The organism is Serratia sp. BIGb0163 (assembly GCF_024809935.1).
GTDB lineage: Bacteria > Pseudomonadota > Gammaproteobacteria > Enterobacterales > Enterobacteriaceae > Serratia > Serratia quinivorans.
Genome location: NZ_JANUDZ010000011.1, coordinates 115,829 through 134,634 on the forward strand (window position 1 = coordinate 115,829; position 18,806 = coordinate 134,634).

At 58.3% G+C, this 18,806-nt stretch carries 20 protein-coding genes; 3 read left to right on the forward strand and 17 right to left on the reverse strand.

Annotated elements, in window-relative coordinates; translation table 11 throughout:
• Nucleotides 1-2 precede the first annotated feature (2 nt).
• Genes M2406_RS25175 through phnF form a run of 10 tightly spaced genes read right to left on the reverse strand, consistent with a single transcriptional unit; the run spans nucleotide 3 to nucleotide 7,508 of the window.
• Nucleotides 3-605: a DapH/DapD/GlmU-related protein gene (locus M2406_RS25175; protein ID WP_259191814.1), complete on the reverse strand. Its 603-nt coding sequence runs from the start codon at nucleotides 603-605 to the stop codon at nucleotides 3-5.
• Complete coding sequence (gene phnN / locus M2406_RS25180; RefSeq protein WP_012004972.1) at nucleotides 602-1,171, reverse strand: ribose 1,5-bisphosphokinase; 570 nt, start codon at nucleotides 1,169-1,171, stop codon at nucleotides 602-604. The genes M2406_RS25175 and phnN overlap by 4 nt, the downstream gene beginning before the upstream one ends.
• Nucleotides 1,171-2,307 (reverse strand): alpha-D-ribose 1-methylphosphonate 5-triphosphate diphosphatase, encoded by a 1,137-nt coding sequence (phnM, locus tag M2406_RS25185; RefSeq protein ID WP_259191815.1) that lies wholly within the window; start codon nucleotides 2,305-2,307, stop codon nucleotides 1,171-1,173. The genes phnN and phnM overlap by 1 nt, the downstream gene beginning before the upstream one ends.
• Nucleotides 2,307-3,011, reverse strand: coding sequence for a phosphonate C-P lyase system protein PhnL (gene phnL / locus M2406_RS25190; protein WP_259191818.1), 705 nt, complete (start codon nucleotides 3,009-3,011; stop codon nucleotides 2,307-2,309). The genes phnM and phnL overlap by 1 nt, the downstream gene beginning before the upstream one ends.
• 16 nt (nucleotides 3,012-3,027) lie before the next feature.
• Nucleotides 3,028-3,816 carry a phosphonate C-P lyase system protein PhnK gene (gene phnK, locus M2406_RS25195; RefSeq protein ID WP_259191819.1) on the reverse strand — a complete coding sequence of 263 codons (789 nt, stop codon included), beginning with the start codon at nucleotides 3,814-3,816 and terminating at the stop codon, nucleotides 3,028-3,030.
• On the reverse strand, nucleotides 3,816-4,676 hold the full coding sequence (locus tag M2406_RS25200) for an alpha-D-ribose 1-methylphosphonate 5-phosphate C-P-lyase PhnJ (protein ID WP_017891399.1): 861 nt from the start codon (nucleotides 4,674-4,676) through the stop codon (nucleotides 3,816-3,818). Before M2406_RS25200 ends, phnK begins: the two co-directional genes overlap by 1 nt.
• Nucleotides 4,669-5,754: a carbon-phosphorus lyase complex subunit PhnI gene (locus M2406_RS25205; RefSeq protein ID WP_259191821.1), complete on the reverse strand. Its 1,086-nt coding sequence runs from the start codon at nucleotides 5,752-5,754 to the stop codon at nucleotides 4,669-4,671. Before M2406_RS25205 ends, M2406_RS25200 begins: the two co-directional genes overlap by 8 nt.
• Complete coding sequence (gene phnH / locus M2406_RS25210) at nucleotides 5,754-6,335, reverse strand: phosphonate C-P lyase system protein PhnH (RefSeq protein WP_259191822.1); 582 nt, start codon at nucleotides 6,333-6,335, stop codon at nucleotides 5,754-5,756. Before phnH ends, M2406_RS25205 begins: the two co-directional genes overlap by 1 nt.
• Nucleotides 6,336-6,338: 3 nt before the next feature.
• Nucleotides 6,339-6,782, reverse strand: coding sequence for a phosphonate C-P lyase system protein PhnG (gene phnG / locus M2406_RS25215; RefSeq protein ID WP_012004979.1), 444 nt, complete (start codon nucleotides 6,780-6,782; stop codon nucleotides 6,339-6,341).
• A complete protein-coding gene (phnF, locus tag M2406_RS25220; RefSeq protein ID WP_026142168.1) occupies nucleotides 6,783-7,508 on the reverse strand; it encodes a phosphonate metabolism transcriptional regulator PhnF in 726 nt (241 codons plus the stop codon). It abuts the gene before it with no gap.
• Nucleotides 7,509-7,735: 227 nt separating this feature from the next.
• Between phnF and M2406_RS25225 the strand changes: the two genes are divergently transcribed.
• A complete protein-coding gene (locus M2406_RS25225) occupies nucleotides 7,736-8,794 on the forward strand; it encodes a permease (RefSeq protein WP_026142169.1) in 1,059 nt (352 codons plus the stop codon).
• A 71-nt stretch (nucleotides 8,795-8,865) separates the two neighbouring features.
• On the opposite strand, the gene nrdG is transcribed toward M2406_RS25225, so the two are convergent.
• The 3 genes from nrdG to M2406_RS25240 form a co-directional block, all read right to left on the reverse strand.
• The gene (gene nrdG / locus M2406_RS25230) at nucleotides 8,866-9,330 is read right to left on the reverse strand and encodes an anaerobic ribonucleoside-triphosphate reductase-activating protein (protein WP_259191823.1); all 465 of its coding nucleotides are present in this window, start codon (nucleotides 9,328-9,330) and stop codon (nucleotides 8,866-8,868) included.
• A 60-nt stretch (nucleotides 9,331-9,390) separates the two neighbouring features.
• Nucleotides 9,391-11,529: an anaerobic ribonucleoside-triphosphate reductase gene (nrdD, locus tag M2406_RS25235; RefSeq protein WP_259191826.1), complete on the reverse strand. Its 2,139-nt coding sequence runs from the start codon at nucleotides 11,527-11,529 to the stop codon at nucleotides 9,391-9,393.
• Between the two features lie 272 nt (nucleotides 11,530-11,801).
• On the reverse strand, nucleotides 11,802-12,710 hold the full coding sequence (locus M2406_RS25240; RefSeq protein ID WP_012004984.1) for a LysR family transcriptional regulator: 909 nt from the start codon (nucleotides 12,708-12,710) through the stop codon (nucleotides 11,802-11,804).
• A gap of 104 nt (nucleotides 12,711-12,814) precedes the next feature.
• Between M2406_RS25240 and M2406_RS25245 the strand changes: the two genes are divergently transcribed.
• The gene (locus M2406_RS25245; protein ID WP_259191829.1) at nucleotides 12,815-13,339 is read left to right on the forward strand and encodes an NAD(P)H-dependent oxidoreductase; all 525 of its coding nucleotides are present in this window, start codon (nucleotides 12,815-12,817) and stop codon (nucleotides 13,337-13,339) included.
• A 27-nt stretch (nucleotides 13,340-13,366) separates the two neighbouring features.
• Here M2406_RS25245 and treC read toward each other — a convergent pair whose 3' ends face one another.
• Both treC and treB read right to left on the reverse strand, forming a co-directional pair.
• Nucleotides 13,367-15,031, reverse strand: a complete 1,665-nt coding sequence (gene treC / locus M2406_RS25250) for an alpha,alpha-phosphotrehalase (RefSeq protein ID WP_012004986.1) — start codon at nucleotides 15,029-15,031, stop codon at nucleotides 13,367-13,369.
• A 45-nt stretch (nucleotides 15,032-15,076) separates the two neighbouring features.
• Nucleotides 15,077-16,492, reverse strand: a complete 1,416-nt coding sequence (gene treB / locus M2406_RS25255) for a PTS trehalose transporter subunit IIBC (RefSeq protein ID WP_012004987.1) — start codon at nucleotides 16,490-16,492, stop codon at nucleotides 15,077-15,079.
• 318 nt (nucleotides 16,493-16,810) lie between these two features.
• Here treB and M2406_RS25260 point away from each other — a divergent pair, with 318 nt between their 5' ends.
• Nucleotides 16,811-17,227, forward strand: a complete 417-nt coding sequence (locus M2406_RS25260) for an Exc2 family lipoprotein (RefSeq protein ID WP_259191832.1) — start codon at nucleotides 16,811-16,813, stop codon at nucleotides 17,225-17,227.
• Between the two features lie 96 nt (nucleotides 17,228-17,323).
• Here the strand turns inward: M2406_RS25260 and M2406_RS25265 are convergent, their stop codons facing one another.
• Nucleotides 17,324-17,587, reverse strand: a complete 264-nt coding sequence (locus M2406_RS25265; protein ID WP_259191833.1) for a colicin immunity domain-containing protein — start codon at nucleotides 17,585-17,587, stop codon at nucleotides 17,324-17,326.
• The coding region (locus tag M2406_RS25270) for an S-type pyocin domain-containing protein (RefSeq protein WP_259191834.1) at nucleotides 17,584-18,806 on the reverse strand (1,223 nt) is incomplete at its 5' end. The genes M2406_RS25270 and M2406_RS25265, both read right to left, overlap by 4 nt.

The window sequence follows — 18,806 nt, forward strand, 5'->3', positions numbered from 1 at the left end:
GATTATAAATACTTCTCCGCAAAGGCATGGATATCACGGAAATCCGCCAGCCGTTGTTGCAACGTCTGATGATCCCAGTGCCACCACTGGCTGCGTTCAATACGTTCAATCAGTGCGTCGTCAAAACGCATACCGATCTTTTTGGCCGCCACGCCGGCGACGATTTCATAAGGGGCCACATCCTTGGTCACCACCGCCGCGCTGCCGATTACTGCGCCGTTGCCGATGCTGACACCGGGCATCACGATGGCGTTATGGCCGATCCACACGTCGTGGCCGATGGTCACGTGGTGTTCACGCCGCCAGTCGAAGAAGGCTTCATCATCTTCCCCCAGGTCGTACTCCGAAGCGCGATAGGTGAAATGGTGCTGGGCGATGCGCTGATAGGTGGGGTGGTTGCCGGGATTGATGCGCGCGTAAGAGGCAATCGACACGAATTTGCCGATGGTAGCGTAAAAAATCTGGTTATGTCCGGCGGTGTAGGAATAGTCGCCCATTTCGACTTCTTCGAGGATCGCATCGTCGGCCAGATGAACATACTGGCCGAGGCGGCTGCGGTTAATCGTCACGTTGTCGCCGATTTTCGGCTGCGCCAAATCATTCATGGCATGGCATCCTGTGGCTGTTTGGCTGAAGCGGGCAGCAGCGCCAGTAGCGCCGCCAGGGTGTCGTCTAGGTTGCCGTCGTTATCCAGTCGGCAGCAAATGGCGGGCAGCTTTTGCTGATATTCCGCCGCCCGAGCCAGCCGCTGTTCTATCTGATCGGCATTTTCGCGCCCGCGGTTTTGCAGCCGTTGGCGCAGAATCCCCGTGCTGACCTGCAGGCACACCGGCAGCAGTTGTGCGCCATAGCGTTGCTGTGCCTGTGCCAGATGGGCACGCGATCCGTTGACCACCACATCGATCCCCTGCAGTAACCACAGATCCACCTCGATGCCAAAGGCGTAATGGTGTTGGTGCGCCTGCCAGTCGAGGGCAAACAACCCTTTGGCGCGGCGGCGCAGGAACTCCGGTTCGCTGAGCGCAATATGGTTCTCGCAGCCGGCGTCTGCCGGCCGGGTGATATAGCGGTGCGCCACCAGTGGGGCGCTGTCGACATCGGCGCGCAGTGCGGCCAACAGGCTGTCTTTGCCTGAGCCGGATGGCCCCATCAGATAGATAAGCTGCGCCATCAGAACACCTGCTTGCCCTGGCGCCACACGTTCTGCACGTAAACGTGCTCGCCGTGCGGTCGTACCAACACCAGATCCGCCCGCAAGCCTTCGGCGATGGTGCCGCGATCCTGCAAATCCAGCGCTCTGGCCGGGTTACGGGTGATCATCTGTACCGCCTGCGGCAGGCTGTAGCCGTTGCGCTCATCGGCCGCAATGCGAAACGCCGCATCCAGCAGGCTGGCCGGGTAATAGTCTGAGGACAGGATATCCAGCACGCCCAACGCCGCCAGGTGATGGGCCGCTACGTTGCCGGAATGTGAGCCGCCACGCACGATATTCGGTGCGCCCATCAGCACCTGCAATCCTTGTTGGTGCGAAGCAAGAGCGGCATCTTCGGTGGTGGGGAATTCGGCAATCACACTACCCAGCGCGCAGGACTCGCTGACGTGGGCGGCGGTAGCGTCGTCGTGGCTGGCGAGCGAAATTTTACGCGCCCGGCAATGGGTGGCAATGGCTTCGCGGTTCGGCGTGGCCCAGCGGGCAGAAAGCTTGATCTGCTGCTCTTCATACTCGCTCATCTGCTGGTCGTTGAGGTGATATTTGCCCTGATAATACTCCCGGTATTTTTCGCGTGAGGCGAACTGGCGCTGACCCGGCGAATGGTCCATCAACGACACCAGCGAGACGCCGGGCTTGTCCATCAACTGTTCGAACAGCGGCAGGGTGCTCTCGTTGGGCAGTTCGCAGCGCAGGTGCAGCCGGTGCTCGGCGCGGTTGACCCCGGCGCGCTGGCTGTGGATCACCGCGTCGATCATTTTTTGCAGGTTTTCCAGCCGATGGCCGCCGTCGCGTACGTCGCCAATCGCCACCGCGTCCAGCACGGTGGTGATACCGTTGGCCACCATCAGTGCATCATGGCTGCTCATGGCCGAATGCGCCGGCCAGTCGACGTTCGGGCGCGGGGTGAAAAACTTGTCCAGATTGTCGGTGTGCAGTTCAATCAACCCCGGCAGCAGCCAGCCGCCTTCACCGTTCAATGCCTGCGGCAACTGGCTGGGCGTATCGGCAAAGCTGCGGATCATGCCGTCGCTGACCTCCAGCGATCCTTCGACGGTTTGATCTTCCAGCACCAGTTTCACGTTATTGATGATCATCAGAGGATCTCCAGCGCCTGTGGCGCCTGCATGTCATATAACCGGTCGGCGACCTGCTGGCGGACGCCTTCATCATGGAAAATACCGACGATCGCCGCGCCACGTTGTTTGGCCTGCTCGATCAGCGCGACCACGGCCGCGCTGTTACGGCTGTCGAGGGAGGCGGTCGGTTCGTCCAGCAACAGGATCGGGTAATCGACGATAAAGCCGCGAGCGATGTTCACCCGCTGTTGTTCACCGCCAGAGAAGGTCGACGGTGCCAACTGCCACAGGCGTTGCGGTACGTTGAGCTGATTGAGCAGCTTCTCGGCGCGTTCGCGGCATTCGGCGCGGTTGACACCCTGTTCCAGCAACGGCTGCATCACTACGTCCAGCGCGCTGATACGCGGGATCACCCGCAGAAACTGGCTGACCCAGCCAAGGGTGTGGCGGCGTACCGCCAGGATCTGACGCGCTTCGGCCTGCACCATATCCAGCCATTCACCCTGGTGATTAACCCAGATATGGCCGCTATCAGGCAGATAGTTGGCGTACAGTGAGCGTAGCAGAGTGGATTTTCCGCTGCCGGAATGCCCGTGCAGCACCACGCATTCGCCGCTGCTGACCGTCATGTTGGCATCGTGCAGCACCGGCAGTTGCGTGCCGTGCTGCTGGTGGAGCACAAAGGTTTTGCTGAGGTGTTCAACCCGGATTTGAATAGTCATTTATCATTACCTTGCGTTACGACAGCACCGAAGAAACCAGCAGTTGGGTATAAGGATGGTGCGGATCGTCCAGCACCCGGTCGGTCAGGCCGCTTTCCACCACCTCGCCCTGTTTCATCACCAGCAGTCGGTGTGCCAGCAGGCGCGCTACGCCGAGATCGTGGGTGACGATCACCGCCGCCAACTGCATTTCCACCACCAGGGTGCGCAGCAGATCGAGCAGCCGCGCCTGTACCGAAACGTCCAGCCCGCCGGTGGGTTCGTCCATAAACACCAGCTTCGGGTGGGTCACCAGATTGCGGGCAATTTGCAACCGCTGTTGCATGCCGCCGGAGAAGGTGGTCGGCAGGTCATCCAGGCGTGATACCGGGATCTCGACGTCCTCCAGCCACTGGCCGGCCTGACGGCGAATGTCGCCGTAGTGACGCTGGCCGATAGCCATCAGGCGTTCACCGATGTTGCCACCGGCAGAAACCTGGGGGCGCAGTCCGTCGAGCGGATGCTGATGCACCACGCCCCAGTCGGTACGCAGCAGGCGGCGGCGATCGCTTTCCGCCATTGCGTACAGGTCGTGCTGTTGCCCGGCCTGCGGGCGGTAAAGGATTTGCCCTTGTTGCGGTGCCAGCCGGGCGGAAATCGACTTCAGCAGGGTAGTTTTACCGGAGCCGGATTCGCCAACGATGCCCAGCACTTCGCCAGGATAGATATCGAAAGAGACATCGCTAAAGCCCTTGCCCGGTGCGTACAGATGGGTGAGGTTAGTCACCGACAGCAGCGGTGTGGTGCTCAGAGGGGGGGAAGTCATCAGTGCTGCGCCTCTTGCGAAGGTTGCGCCAGCTGCTGCTGGCAGTAATCGGTGTCGGAACAAACGAACATGCGGCTGCCCTGATCGTCGAGTACCACCTCATCGAGATAGCTGTGGCGTGAGCCACACAGGGCACAAGGCTCGTCCCACTGCTGCACGGTGAAAGGATGGTCGTCGAAGTCCAGGCTCTCTACCTTGGTGAACGGCGGCAGGGCGTAGATACGCTTCTCACGCCCGGCCCCAAACAGTTGCAGCGCCGGCATCATGTGCATTTTCGGGTTATCGAATTTCGGGATCGGTGACGGATCCATCACGTAGCGGTCGTTGACCTTCACCGGATAGGCGTAGGTGGTGGCGATATGGCCGTAGCGCGCGATGTCTTCGTACAGTTTTACCTGCATCACGCCGTATTCTTCCAGCGCGTGCATTTTGCGGGTCTCGGTTTCACGCGGCTCGATAAAGCGCAGCGGCTCCGGGATCGGCACCTGATAAATCAGGATCTGGTCTTCACGCAGCGCGGTTTCCGGGATGCGGTGCCGGGTCTGGATCAGCGTGGCCTCCGGCGTGCGCTCGGTGGTGGCGACGCCGGCAACGCGCTGGAAGAAGCGACGGATGGAAACCGCATTGGTGGTGTCATCGGCCCCCTGGTCGATCACCTTCAGCACGTCGGCGCGGCCAATCACGCTGGCAGTCAACTGAATGCCGCCGGTGCCCCAACCGTAGGGCATTGGCATCTCACGGCCGCCGAACGGCACCTGATAGCCGGGGATGGCCACCGCCTTCAAAATAGCGCGGCGGATCATGCGTTTGGTCTGTTCGTCCAGATAGCCCAGGTTATAACCGGTTAATACTTCACTCATCGCGGGCCTCCTGACGTTCGCTGAATTCCTGCCGCAGGCGCTTGAGCAATTCCAGTTCGGCCTGGAAATCGACGTAGTGCGGCAATTTGAGGTGGGAAACGAAGCCGGCGGCTTCGACGTTGTCGGCGTGGGCCAGCACGAACTCTTCATCCTGCGCCGGGCTGGTGATGCCTTCTTGGTACTCGGGGCTTTGCAGCGCGCGATCCACCAGCGCCATCGCCATCGCCTTGCGTTCGGCGCGGCCAAACACCAGACCGTAGCCGCGGGTGAAATGCGGCGGCTGGTCGACCGGGTCGATAAAGCCGTTGACCATTTCACATTCGGTCAACAGGATCTCGCCGATATCTACCGCGAAACCCAGCTCTTCTGGCACTATCTCCGCCGAAACATAGCCGGTACGGATCTCGCCGGCGAACGGGTGGGTACGGCCGTAACCACGCTGGGTGGAGTAGCTCAACGCCAGCAGGAAACCTTCGTCACCGCGTACCAGTTGTTGCAAGCGCGCCGAGCGGGAACAGGGGTAAACCGGCGGATTGCGGGTGATATCATCCGGCGCGCTGCCGTCATCCTGCTCCGCCAGTGCCAGTTGCTGCTGACTGAGCAAGTCGAACACGTGGGCGCAGTTTTCCGGCAGCGGTTCGTCGGCCTGCGGTGCGCGTGGTGCTTCGCCTTCGGCCAGCAGGGCAAAATCCAGCAGCCGGTGGGTGTAATCGTAGGTCGGCCCCAATACCTGCCCGCCAGGTAAATCCTTGTAAACCGCCGAGATACGGCGCTCCAGCCGCATATTTTCGGTCGCCAATGGCTCACTGACCGCCAACCTTGGCAGGGTGGTACGGTAGGCGCGCAGCAGGAAAATAGCCTCGACCAGATCGCCGCTCGCCTGCTTGATGGCCAGCGCCGCTAACTGCGGATCGTAGATACCGCCTTCGGTCATTACCCGATCTACCGCCAACCCCAATTGCTGTTCAATCTGCTGGGTGCCGAGCGCGGGTACGCTGTCGTCGCCGCGCCGCAGTTGTTCCTGTAACTGATGGGCGGCCTCAATGGCTTTTTCGCCCCCTTTAACGGCAACGTACATCAGCACACCTCCACATGGGTGGTCCGTGGCAGCGCCAGCAGGCGCTCACCGCAGGTCAGCAGGAAATCCAGCCCCAGCGGGAAACGCTGCGGGCGGTTAATCAGGTAATCCAGCACGGCCTGCGGCAACGACGGCGAGATAACCCGTTGATGTTCAATGCCGGGGCCGGTCAGGCGCAGCGGGGTACCCTGTTCCAGACTGTCGATCTGTACCACCACCGTGGCGCTGAACTCGGGGGAAATCTCATTGCCGTGCGGTAACGCTTGCAAATCAGTGGCCTGCAGTTGCGCATCGAACAGGGCAAAGCACACCTCTTCGCTGTTATTGGCCAGCGGAGCACCGCTATGGAAACGAATGTTTGTTAGCACTTGCTCACTTTCTAGCGCCAGACACAGTTGAATCGGGGTTTCCTGGTCTGCCAGGGTCAGCAGTGCGGCGGTGCTGGCGGCGTTCAGCGCGCCCCAGGCCGGGCTTGCCGGCAGTGTGACGATATAGCCTGGTTCACTTAACGCCTTAAGGATCAGGCGGAAAGCCTGTTGCGATTGTTCGATCGGTTGTGCAAAACCTGTCAGTAGGCTCATCGGTTAATCCCCTCGCACCAGCGTAAAGAAGTCCACCCGGCTGGAGGCTACCGCCCGGGCACGGAGTTGGCGTTGCTCATGCTGCAAGGCCGCCAGTGGCTCAATCAGCTGCTGTTGCAGCAATTCGGCCTGCTCCGGCAGTTGCAAAAGGGCATCCGCCAGCGCACAGAGTTCGGCATGTGCCTTGTCACGTCCGGCGATATAGCTGTAGCCGTAACCGCCGTTTTCCAGTTGCACTACCGCGCGGGTGACGGTCATGTCGCCCAGCACAAAGCGGCGGCCGGTGGCACCCATGCGGCCCTGTAACTGCGCCAGGCCAATTTCCGGCGCGCGAATGGTTTGATAGCGCGGGCTGAGGTTCAGCGCCTGCCAGTGGCTGCGCAACTGGTCCGGCTGGCTGTGCGCCAATACCGACATCCAGCGTTGTCTCGGCTGTAAGGCTTGCATTCAGTGCTCCATGGTCAGTTCAATCATGTCGGCGCGTGCCAGGCTGACGGAGTATTCCGCCACGCTGTCACTGCCGGTGCAGACGTTGAGGGTGCGCACGCACAGCAGCGGCGCGTGGGTGGCTATTTCCAGCAACCGGCTCTCTTTAGCCTGCGCGCGGCGTGCGCTGATGCGCGTCTGCTTGCGGGTCAGCGGCTGGTGGATGTTGAGTTCGATAAATTCGTGCAATGAGCCACTGTGGAACTGCTGCAACGCCGGCCACCAGTCCAAATCGGGCAGATAATGGTCGATCAGGCTCATCGGCACGCCGTTGACCCGGCGCAGGGTGCGCAGGTGGATCACCGTTTCGCCTTCTTCACGCGACAGTGCACTGGCAACATGCCCATTACACGGGCGTAATACAGCGAGTAAGCGCTCACTGGTGGGGTGGCTGCCCTGCTCGAACAGGTTCTGGCTAAAGCGGGTATTGGCATGCAGCGGATAGTCATAGGGGCGCATCAGCACCAAAATGCCGATGCCGTGTCGACGTTGCAGCCAGCCGCGATCCACCAATTGGTCAACCGCGCGGCGCAGGGTATGGCGATTAACCTGATAGCGCTCTGCCAGCTGTTGTTCGGAGGGCAGATAATCACCGCAGCGGTATTGGGTACGCAGCTCTTGCTCAAGCTGCGCGGCGATTTGCTGGTAGCGGGTAGGGAAACTGGTCGGATGTCTAGATAAGTCCATCATAATAAAAACCTCGGCGTACCGAATACCCATTCACAGGATGCTGATGATTGGCGTTGCATGATGTGTACCCTTTGGTGAAGTTGGCGTTATTCTGCCGGGGTTAAATGACAATCTGGTTACGTGTCAGTGGCGAACAGATGAACTATTTGGGACAGGCATGATGATGCGCTCGGGGCGGCGGCGCGCTAAGCTGACGTCATTGTTCACCGAACCGAGCCAACCCCATGCCACAGCCCCTGACCGCAACCGAACACCGCAGCCGCCCCTGGCCGCTGTGGAAACCGATCCTGTTTCTGCTGGTGGTGGCCGTCGGGCTCTACTACGTCAAATGGCAGCCCTATTACGGCAAGGCTTTTCTGGCGGCGGATACCCACTCGATTGGCAAATCGATACTGGCTAATGGCGACAGCAGCCCGTGGCTGGCGGCCTGGCACTATGCGCTGGTCTATTTCACCGCGGTGTGGAAGGCTGCAGTGCTCGGCGTGGTATTGGGCTCGCTGGTGCAGGTGTTAATCCCGCGTGACTGGTTGATGCGTACATTGGGTCATCCGAGGTTTTCCGGCACCCTTTTGGGCGCAGCGATCGCCCTGCCGGGCATGATGTGCACCTGCTGTGCGGCACCGGTCGCCGCCGGGCTGCGTCGTCAGTCGGTATCCAGCGGCGCAGCGATGGCATTCTGGCTAAGTAATCCGGTGCTGAACCCGGCGACGCTGATTTTTATGGGCTTCGTGCTTGGCTGGCAGTTTGCCGCTATTCGGCTGGTGGCCGGGGTGATTATGGTATTGGGCATTGCCTGGCTGGTGCAGCGCGCGACTGCCAACGACCCGCAACCTGCAGCACTGCAAATGCCGGTGATACCGCTGGAGAAAACCGAGGCACAACCCTTCTTTGGCCGCTGGCTAAAGGCGCTGTGGGCGCTGTTTTGGTCGACCATTCCGATCTACATTCTGGCGGTGCTGGCATTGGGGGCGGCACGGGTCTGGCTGTTCCCGCATGCTGACGGTGCGATAGACAACAGTCTGCTGTGGATCATTGGGCTGGCGATCGCCGGTTGCCTGTTTGTGATCCCCACGGCAGCGGAAATCCCGATTGTGCAGACCATGATGTTGGCGGGGATGGGCACCGGCCCGGCGCTGGCGTTGTTGATGACCCTGCCGGCGGTCAGCCTGCCTTCACTGCTGATGCTGAACAAAGCCTTTTCCGCCAAAGCCCTGTGCCTGACCGCCGCGCTGGTGGCGCTGTGCGGGATCGTCACTGGCGTGGTGGGAATGGGGATGGTGTAAGCGAAGATATGCGACAATGGTTAGATGCCCATCTCCCTCTCCTGAGGGAGAGGGCCGGGGTGAGGGGATCCTCAACGCAGCTTATGCACCACCTGATTGGCGCTGCCGCGCCAGATCAGCGCCGGGTCTTTTAAATCCTGTATAAACTTGCCGTCAATCAGCACGTTAATCCGGTCCACAACCTGCATTTGCTGGGCATCCAGCTCTGCCAGCCGGTAGCCGGTCCACAGCCAGATATCCTTGCCGGGGCACTCGGCATGCACTCTTTTCACCAATTGCAGCACCGCCGCGACATTGGCAGGGTGCAGCGGATCGCCGCCGGACAGCGACAGGCCCTGGCGCGGAATACGCGTGTCGTTCAGATCGGCAATCAACTGGTCTTCCATCGCCTGGGTAAAGAGTTGCCCGGAGTTAAGCCGCCAGGTGCTTTTGTTGTAGCAGCCGGGGCACTGGTGTACGCAACCGGCGACAAACAGCGTGCAGCGGGTACCGGGGCCGTTGACCACGTCGATGGGGTAGTACTGGTGGTAATTCATATTTCGCTTTCTGATGGTAAGGGCTCAGCATGCTGAGCCCTGATGCATAGCGGCCCGGCGTTAGCCGATCTGCCCATTCCCCAGGTGTTTCACCCGGCGTTTCACTTCTTCCTGCTTACCAGCGTTGAACGGCCTGGCGTCCGGGCTGCCGAGGTAACCACACACCCGACGGGTGACGGACACCTTGGACGGCTCGTGGTTGCCGCATTTCGGGCAGGTAAAGCCCTTGCTGGTACAGGCAAACTCGCCGGTGAAGCCGCACTCGTAGCACTCATCGATCGGCGTATTGGTGCCGTAATAAGGTACGCGGCTGTAGCTGTAATCCCACACGTCTTCCAGTGCTTTCAGGTTGTGCTGCAGGTTCGGGTATTCGCCATAACAGATGAAACCGCCGTTGGCCAACGGGGGATAAGGCGCTTCAAAATCCAGTTTGTCGTAAGGATTAGCCTTTTTCTCCACGTCGAGGTGGAAGCTGTTGGTGTAATAACCTTTGTCGGTGACGCCTGGTACCACGCCGAAATCGGCGGTATCCAACCGGCAGAAGCGGTCGCACAGGTTCTCGCTCGGCGTGCTGTACAGGCTGAAGCCATAACCGGTTTCTTCCTTCCAACTGTCGGTGGCGGCCCGCAGGCGGGCAACAATGGCAACCGCCTTGGCGCGCAGCGCTTCGTCGTCGTAGACGTGCCGTTGGTCACCGAACAGCGCGTTGATGGTCTCATGCAGGCCGATATAACCCAGTGAGATCGACGCGCGGCCATTCTTGAAAATGTCGGCGATATTGTCGTCCGCCTTCAGGCGTACACCGCAGGCGCCTTCCATATACAGGATTGGTGCGACCCGGGCCTTAATGCCTTCCAGCCGGGCAATGCGCGTCATCAGCGCCTTTTTCGCCAACAGCAAACGCTGGTCAAGCAGCTGCCAGAAGCGGTTTTCATCGCCGACCGCCTCCAGCGCAATGCGCGGCAGATTCAGGCTGATCACACCGATATTGTTGCGGCCGTCGTGTACCAGTTCGCCATTTTCTTCATAGGTACCGAGGAAGCTGCGGCAACCCATCGGGGTTTTGAACGAACCGGTGACTTTCACCACCTGATCGTAATTGAGGATGTCCGGGTACATGCGCTTGCTGGCGCACTCCAGCGCCAGCTGTTTGATGTCGTAGTTCGGATCGCCGTACTGGTGATTAAGGCCGTCGCGGATGGCGAACACCAGTTTGGGGAACACCGCCGTCTTACGGTTCTTGCCCAGCCCGGCGATGCGATTTTGCAGGATTGAACGCTGGATCATCCGCGATTCCCAGCAGGTGCCCAGGCCAAAACCGAAGGTCACGAACGGCGTCTGGCCGTTGGCGGTGTGCAGGGTGTTGACCTCATATTCCAGCGACTGGAAGGCGTCGTAACACTCTTTCTCGGTGCGTGCCATGGCGTAGCCTTGCGCGTCCGGGATCTGCCACTGTTCGGCGACCTGCCGATGCTTGTTGAAGCTTTCGCTGACGAACGGGGCCAGGATCTCGTCGATGCGGTTAATGGTGGTACCGCCATAAATATGGCTGGCAACCTGCGCGATGATCTGGGCGGTGACTGCAGTGGCGGTAGAGATCGACTTCGGCGGTTCGATCTCGGCGTTGCCCATCTTGAAGCCGTTGGTCAGCATGCCTTTCAGGTCGATCAACATGCAGTTGAACATCGGGAAGAACGGTGAGTAATCGAGATCGTGGTAGTGGATCTCGCCGCGCTCGTGGGCCAGCACTACGTCACGCGGCAGGATGTGTTGCTTGGCATAATGCTTGGCGACGATCCCGGCCAGCAGATCGCGCTGGGTGGGGATCACTTTGCTGTCCTTGTTGGCGTTTTCGTTCAGCAGCGCCATGTTGCTTTGCTCCACCAGGCCGCGGATCTCCTGGTTCAGCCGCCCGCGCAGTTCACGCGCTACGTCGCGATCGTGACGATATTCAATATAGGCGCGGGCCAGTTGCTTGTATTCGCCGGCCATCAACTGATTTTCTACCGCCTGCTGAATTTCATGGATATCAACGCGCTGCTGCTGTGACATCCGTTGAGCGACTACGCGGGCGACGGTTGCGCAGTAGTCGGCATTGACAATACCGACGGCCAGCGCGGCGCGCTCGATAGCCTGCCCAATACGTGCCTCGTCAAAAGGTACCTGACAACCGTCCCGTTTAATCACTACTGGTTTCACGTTGTTACTCCTTGTTCCCCGAGGGAGCGCTGATGCCCGGCAGGCTAAAAGCCGTTGGGTATCGGTATGATTTCGGCTTATCCACAGCGCAATGCCGCAGCGCGCAAGGGCTGAAGCGACGTGTGGATGAATTTGTGGATAACTACTACATATAGGTGTTGGTGTTTCTTAATGCACTATATATAGATATTGGCGAGATTCTTTTGACGTAGAACAAGGAAATGGAAAGAGCGGGCGTTAGCTGTACAAGCTCGAATTTTTGGCCTGAAAATTCAGGCCGGGCGGTGACGGAAATGCTCGAGCAGGAACTCAACCCAGACGCGAACCCGCGGCGGCAGATCGGCGGAGGCATAGTACAGCCACAGTTGGGTCGGCCGCGGCCAGCAATCTGCCAGAACCGGCTGCAGGGTGCCTTGTGCAAAATGATGCTCTGCGTACCAACGGGCCAGGCAGACGATGCCCAGCCCGGCCAGCGCCGCATCCAGCAGCATTTCCGGGCGGCTGGCTACCAGACGGCCCTGCAGCTCCAGCGCTTTGGCTTCGCCCTGTTGTTGCAGCGGCCATTTTACGCTGCGACCGGTAGCCGGGTTGCGATGCAACAGGCAGTTGTGCTGCAACAGATCTTGCGGATCCTGCGGTATGCCGTGCTGCGCCAGATAGCCGGGCGAGGCCGCCAGCACCATCTGCATCGGGTACAAGGATCGTGCCACCAACCGGCTGTCGGGATCGACCCGGCTGCCGATCCCCACATCAAAACCTTCCCCCACCAGATTGACCACCCGCGCATCCAGCGAAAGATCCAGGTCGATCTGCGGATAACGCTCAAGGAATTGCGGGATCAACGGCATCAGCATCTGGCGGCCGAAACCCGGGATCATGCTGACGCGCACCGTACCGGAAGGGGCTTGTTGTGCGCTGCCAGCGGTTTCCAGCGTGGCGGACAGTGCCTGCCACAACGGCGCTACCTGTTGCAACAGCGCCTTGCCTTCATCGGTCAGCACCACGTTGTGGGTATTACGCTGGAACAGCCGTAGCGCCAGTTTTTCTTCCAGCACGCGGATGTTCTTGCTGATGGCCGCTGGCGTGACGCCCAATTGACGTGCGGCGGCGGAAAAGTTCTGCGCCTGGGCGGCAGCAAGGAAGGCCGGCAGCAGGCGGTGCACATCAAAGGGCAGCGACATAGTGGTTGATACTTTCAGTTGAAATTAAAGTGACAACTAACAGCCTACACCCGGCGCGTGAGAAATGGAAAAATGCGATATCAAATTTAAATCAAGGATCTCTTATGTCGCGCATTTTAGTGTTAACCGCCCACCGTTTTCCCGATGACTCACGGATCAACAAAGCGTTGATCGAAGCCCTACGTCCTTTGCCGAACGTGACTATTCACGAACTGATGCGTGCCTACCCGGACTATCAAATCGACGTGGCGCGCGAGCAGGAATTACTGCAGGGCCATGATGCGGTGGTGATGCTGTTCCCATTCTACTGGTACAGTTCCCCGGCGATCCTCAGTGAATGGCAGGACGCGGTATTAACCCACGGTTTCGCCTACGGCAGCGAAGGCACCCAACTGCAGGGTAAACCGCTGCAACTGGTGGTCACTACCGGCGGCAATCAGCAGGCTTATACGCCAGAAGGTTATAACCGTTATCCGGTGGCAGATTTGCTGCGCCCGTTCCATGCGGTGGCCAATCTGACCGGCATGGATTACCTGCCGCCGCATCTGGTGCAGGGGGTGTTTGATATGAGCGATGAACGCCTGGCGCAAGAGGCTGCCGGCGTGGTGGAGCTGCTGAAAAAACTGTAGGGCGCAGCCGGCCACGCCCCGACAGCATTAGTCTTCCAGCAACCACCACACCGCTTCGAACGGGCGTAAGCTGGTGGCCTGCGGCTGGGCTGGGGCGTCGGCGTAGTTGCCCATCAGCGGCCGCCATAAAGCAGACGGCTCCACACCTTCGGCCTGCCAGGCAAGCGGCTCGCGGCTGAGGTTGGCCACCACCAGCAGGCGCTGGCCATTCCAGCTGCGTTGATAGCACCACAACGCCGGGTGAGCAGGGGCCAGGTCACGGTAGTCACCGTGGGTCAGCAGTGGGTACTGTTTGCGCAGGGTGATTAACTGACGATAGGCGTAAAACACCGAATCCAGATCGGCCAGCGCCGCTTCGGCGTTGATCTGCGGATAGTTTTCCGCACAACTAATCCACGGCGTGCCCTGGGTGAAACCGGCGTTTGGCGCGCTACTCCACTGCATTGGCGTGCGGCCGTTATCGCGGGATTTGCTGGCCAGGATCGCCAGCAGCTCGGCGTCACTTTTCCCCTGCGCGCTGAGTTCGGCGTACATGTTCAGGCTTTCCACATCGCGATACTGTTCTATGGAGTTAAAGCCCGGATTGGTCATGCCGATCTCTTCGCCCTGATAAATATAAGGCGTGCCCTGCATGCCATGCAGCACCATCGCCAGCATCTTGGCGGCCGGCACCCGCAGTTCACCCTCGTCACCGAAGCGTGAAACGATACGTGGCTGATCGTGGTTACACCAAAACAGCGCGTTCCACGCCTGATTGTGCATGCCTTGCTGCCAATGGCTGAAAATCTGTTTGAGTTCGACGTAATTCGGCGCCGCCAGCGTCCATTTTTCGCCGCCGGCATAGTCCACCTTCAGGTGGTGGAAGTTGAAAGTCATCGACAGCTCTTCGCCGCTTTGCGCCGCGTACTGCCGGCAATGTTCCAGCGTGGTGGAGGACATTTCACCGACGGTCATCAGGCCACGCGGCTGAAACACGTCGCGGCTCATTTCCTGCAGAAATTCATGAATGCGTGGGCCATCGGTGTAGAAACGGCGGCCATCGCCCAGGTTATCGGACGGGAAATCCTGCTGTTTGGAGACCAGGTTGATCACGTCCAGGCGCAGACCGTCGACGCCTTTGTCGGCCCAGAACTGACAAACCTTCTTCAGCTCTTCGCGCACCGGTGGGTGCTCCCAGTTGAGATCTGCCTGCTCGGTGGCAAACAGGTGCAGATAATACTGGCCACTGTCGGCGTGCCACTGCCAGGCGTTGCCGCCAAACTTGGAGCGCCAGTTGTTCGGCAGGGCATCGCCTTCACCGTCGCGCCAGACATAAAATTGGCGGAACGGGCTTTCAGGATCCTGCGAGGCTTTAAACCACGGGTGTTCGGTCGAAGTGTGGTTGAACACCATATCCATCACGATGCGGATGCTGCGCTGGTGGGCGGCGGCAATCAGCCGATCGAAATCCTCCATGGTGCCGTAGGCAGGATCGATGGCGCAGTAGTCTGCCACGTCATAACCGTTGTCCACCTGCGGCGAGACATACACCGGCGTCAGCCAAATGGCGTCGATGCCCAGTTCCTGCAGGTAGTCCAGCCGCTCCGTCACACCGGCCAGATCGCCGTAGCCGTTACCGGTGCTGTCCTGAAAACTCTTCGGATAGATTTGATAGATGACGCCGTTCTGCCACCAGGGGATTGGATTGCTCATATAAATACCTTAACAGGCCCGGCGTACCGGGCCCCTACATTTCAATCAGACCGGCAGCTCACCGCGGCTGGCCTTGCGTTTGTAAACCATGATGGTCAGTACCAGTGGGATCACCACCGCCACCAGGATCGCCACCGTGTAAATCATCCAGAACTGCGGTTTGATCGACAGAATGCCCGGCAAACCACCGACGCCGATACCGTTAGCCATCACGCCGTCCAGGCCGCAGATCAGCCCGGCGAAGGCGGAGCCGATCATTGCGCACAGCATTGGGAAACGGTATTTCAGGTTGATCCCGTACATCGCCGGTTCGGTGACGCCGAGGTAGGCGGAGATGGCCGCCGGCACCGAGATTTCACGTTCGTTGGCCTTGCGGCTGACAATAATAATGCCCAGCACCGCCGAGGCCTGCGCAATGTTGGACAGTGCGATCAGTGGCCAAACCGGGGTGCCGCCCATGCTCTGGATCATCTGCATATCGATGGCCAGCGTGGTCTGATGCACACCGGTAATCACCAGCGGTGCATACAGGAAGCCAAACAGCGCGGCGCCAATAGGTGCGAAGCTGCCGGTCATCACGGCTTTCACCGCCCAGGCTACCCCGTCGCCAATCATGCGGCCGAACGGCCCGATAAATGCGTGCGCCAGGAACACCGCCAGCAGCAGGGAAACCACCGGCACCACCACCAGATACAGGTAATCCGGCACGATCTTTTTCAAGCGGGTCTCAATCCAGCCCAGCGCCATACCGGCCAGCATGGAAGGGATCACCTGCGCCTGATAGCCGACTTTCTGAATGGTGAACCAGCCGAAGTTCCACACTTCCGGGATCTGCTGGCCGAGCTGATAGGAGTTCATCAACTGCGGGGACACCAGCGTGATACCCAGCACGATGCCGAGTACCGGCGTACCGCCCATTTTTTTCACCGTTGACCAGCAAATGGCGACCGGCAGGAACATGAAGATGGCTTCACCGAGCAACCACAAGAAGTCGTAGATGGTTTTCCACGCCGGATGCATCTGCGCCAGCGTTTGGCCGCCGGACATCGGGATGTCGCCGATGACGTTGCGGAAGCCGAGGATCAAACCGCCGCTGATCAAGGCAGGTAGCAGCGGGAAGAAGATTTCGGCGAAGTGCGAGATGGCGCGTTCGCTCCAGGTCATGTTCTGGCGTGCCGCGACTTTGGCCTGCTCTTTGTCGGCTTCATTGACGCCGGTGGTGGCGATCAGGGCCTGGTAGTAATCCCCGACCTCAGGGCCGATCACTACCTGGAACTGACCGGCGTTGGTGAAGCAGCCTTTGACCATCGGCAACTCTTCGATTTCTTTCGGTTTGGCCAGAGCTGGGTCATTGAGAACAAAACGCAGCCTGGTAATGCAGTGGCTAACGGTAGCGATATTCTCGCGCCCGCCCACCAGCACAATCAGGCGATCGATATCCTGCTGTTTTACTTTGCTCATTATTAGATACCTTTCTTGGTATGGGACTGCCGCAGAGGTGTTGTCGGAGTAATGATCAAAGCTTAGTCACTCCGCTTTTTTTATGGAATGGGAACGTTCCCGGTTTGGGGCGAGGATCACAAAACGATAAAAAAATGACCATTTATCCAACAGGGAATTTTGCGAGCCGGCCGAAACATCCGGTAATATTTTCTTGAACAAGCGCATTGGCGGCTATACTGTCACCCTTAACAATCAATAAGTTGATTGAAATTAGCGCGACTCATTAGTCCGATACGTTATGTGAGCGTCGCTACCACGCAATTTTTTCAAGGAAGAATGATGACTTTGACATTGCCCCGAATCCTTATTGTCTTCACCGCGCTGTTCCTGAGCGCCTGTGCCGGCCAAAAAAGCAGCCCGGAACGCCACGCCAAGCATGCGATTTATCAACTGGCGCGAGAGGATTTTTCCCCCGAAATGCGAACCCAAATTCCGGACTCGATAAAAGCCTCTATTCCGTTTTTTGACCAGTTCTATCAAATGGGGAAGGCCGATCGGGCCAAGGGATTGACGCGTCAGCAGGCAGAGCAGCAGGAAGCCTATTTCCGCAGCCCTGAATTCCTTAGTGAAATGGGGCGGAAAGGGAAATTTATCAATCAGGAATATTCAGTGGATAACCCGCAAAAACAACGCCAGATCCTGCTGGATTCCGCCGTGGCTACCTACTGGGATGGCTATGACGGCCGGCCTTGAGGGGTATAGATAAATACGTTATTAATAACAAATGCCCAATAAACGATAATTTGTTGGGCATTTGTTTAAATAATCCTGTTTAGAAATGGTGGAAGATTAAAGCAGATTAAATTTATCTAGGGTCGCTTTTACTTCTTTTCTCAACTCAGACTCATCCAGTTCATAATCAGCACGATCTGAATCTGGATTATAAATCTCAGCCACCATAAATAGCTCTTCACCACAGTTTAAAACATTCCTTTCTTGTTCGATACCATATAATTTACGTCTTTCAACACATATTTCTTCAGAGAACTGAAGTGCATTAACTTTTGATTCTAAAAAACCTCTAGCTAATTCAATTATCGCCATTTTGTTCATAAATCACCTGTTTCTAAATAGATTCTACCATTATCTGCATCGGGGTTTATTTTCCATCCGGAGAGAAAATCACCGTTGGCTTTGATGATTACAATCCTCATACTGTTGGGATTGAAGTAAACTTTAGACCCTTTTTCCCGTCGGTATGTTCCCTTCTCTATGGTCTCTTTATCTGCCAAATGTGCATTGATCTCATCGCGGAATTTTGCCAACGTTTCACGATTTTTCTTTGCATCACTGATACCAAAATCAATGGCATGTTTGTATTTTTTGTCCAATTGTTTACGAGTAAAACGTCCTGAGTCAAGTGGATCACTTAGCATCACATAAATCGCTTCCACGCCGCTGCCTGTGGCGTCTGGCTGCCAGTAAATGAAATCCTGCAACTGCGGGACGTCGCTCGCCGGAAAGCTGGTGGTGACGATACTATCTGCCTGCTTTATGTCAGTGCCGGTATGCACCGGCGTCACTGGCACCGGGGCGTCGTTGCCGGTATGAGACGGGGTTGTAGGCCTTACAGGTGCCGGATTGATCAGGATGGTTCTCGATGGTGCCCCGGCCATCGCCGGTAACACTATTCTGTCCAGGCCCGTTTCTTTATCACGTACCGGGCGATGCACCGGCACGCTGGCGGAAACGCCGCCGGCCCCCGTTTTAACCAGTATCACCTCTTGCTGACCGTTGTTCCCCATGGTAATAAAACCGCGTACCGGTAAATTGACCACGTTCATTTCTGGTTGGACAGGGGAGTACCCGGCGGCAAATAGGCTTGCCTGGGCAGCAAACATCTCTATGTTGCGTCCAGGTACTATGTCACTACCCTCGCCAGCTTTCCGCGGCCAGAAGCCGATGACAAAAGCGCCCACAGTCGGACCTATAGCGCTGACTGTTGCTATTCGGGAAACTTCAGCTACGCCACGCCACACTGAGCTCGATACCCAGCCTGCCAACTCGCTGGCTGTCGTCATGGCGCTGTTAGCCACCGTAGATAACTGCACCATGCCGCCAGCACGGTTAAGCACGATTGTCCCTACTGCTGCCAATGCGGTATTGCCCGCTTTAACTTTTTCAGGGGTGTAAGTCGGGGCGTCTAAAATTCCCGCTCTTGCGAACAACGCTTTTCTGGCTTCTTCGGCCTTGCGGGCTTCTTCGGCCTTGCGGGCTTCTTCGGCCTTGCGGGCTTCTTCGGCCTTGCGGGCTTCTTCGGCCTTGCGGGCTT

What these genes read in the sequence shown, in the direction of transcription:
- M2406_RS25175 (WP_259191814.1), bottom strand. Translation starts at nt 605, where the DNA reads ATGAATGATTTGGCGCAGCCGAAAATCGGCGACAACGTGACGATTAAC.
- phnN (WP_012004972.1), bottom strand. Translation starts at nt 1,171, where the DNA reads ATGGCGCAGCTTATCTATCTGATGGGGCCATCCGGCTCAGGCAAAGAC.
- phnM (WP_259191815.1), bottom strand. Translation starts at nt 2,307, where the DNA reads ATGATCATCAATAACGTGAAACTGGTGCTGGAAGATCAAACCGTCGAA.
- phnL (WP_259191818.1), bottom strand. Translation starts at nt 3,011, where the DNA reads ATGACTATTCAAATCCGGGTTGAACACCTCAGCAAAACCTTTGTGCTC.
- phnK (WP_259191819.1), bottom strand. Translation starts at nt 3,816, where the DNA reads ATGACTTCCCCCCCTCTGAGCACCACACCGCTGCTGTCGGTGACTAAC.
- M2406_RS25200 (WP_017891399.1), bottom strand. Translation starts at nt 4,676, where the DNA reads ATGAGTGAAGTATTAACCGGTTATAACCTGGGCTATCTGGACGAACAG.
- M2406_RS25205 (WP_259191821.1), bottom strand. Translation starts at nt 5,754, where the DNA reads ATGTACGTTGCCGTTAAAGGGGGCGAAAAAGCCATTGAGGCCGCCCAT.
- phnH (WP_259191822.1), bottom strand. Translation starts at nt 6,335, where the DNA reads ATGAGCCTACTGACAGGTTTTGCACAACCGATCGAACAATCGCAACAG.
- phnG (WP_012004979.1), bottom strand. Translation starts at nt 6,782, where the DNA reads ATGCAAGCCTTACAGCCGAGACAACGCTGGATGTCGGTATTGGCGCAC.
- phnF (WP_026142168.1), bottom strand. Translation starts at nt 7,508, where the DNA reads ATGGACTTATCTAGACATCCGACCAGTTTCCCTACCCGCTACCAGCAA.
- M2406_RS25225 (WP_026142169.1), top strand. Translation starts at nt 7,736, where the DNA reads ATGCCACAGCCCCTGACCGCAACCGAACACCGCAGCCGCCCCTGGCCG.
- nrdG (WP_259191823.1), bottom strand. Translation starts at nt 9,330, where the DNA reads ATGAATTACCACCAGTACTACCCCATCGACGTGGTCAACGGCCCCGGT.
- M2406_RS25240 (WP_012004984.1), bottom strand. Translation starts at nt 12,710, where the DNA reads ATGTCGCTGCCCTTTGATGTGCACCGCCTGCTGCCGGCCTTCCTTGCT.
- M2406_RS25245 (WP_259191829.1), top strand. Translation starts at nt 12,815, where the DNA reads ATGTCGCGCATTTTAGTGTTAACCGCCCACCGTTTTCCCGATGACTCA.
- treC (WP_012004986.1), bottom strand. Translation starts at nt 15,031, where the DNA reads ATGAGCAATCCAATCCCCTGGTGGCAGAACGGCGTCATCTATCAAATC.
- treB (WP_012004987.1), bottom strand. Translation starts at nt 16,492, where the DNA reads ATGAGCAAAGTAAAACAGCAGGATATCGATCGCCTGATTGTGCTGGTG.
- M2406_RS25260 (WP_259191832.1), top strand. Translation starts at nt 16,811, where the DNA reads ATGATGACTTTGACATTGCCCCGAATCCTTATTGTCTTCACCGCGCTG.
- M2406_RS25265 (WP_259191833.1), bottom strand. Translation starts at nt 17,587, where the DNA reads ATGAACAAAATGGCGATAATTGAATTAGCTAGAGGTTTTTTAGAATCA.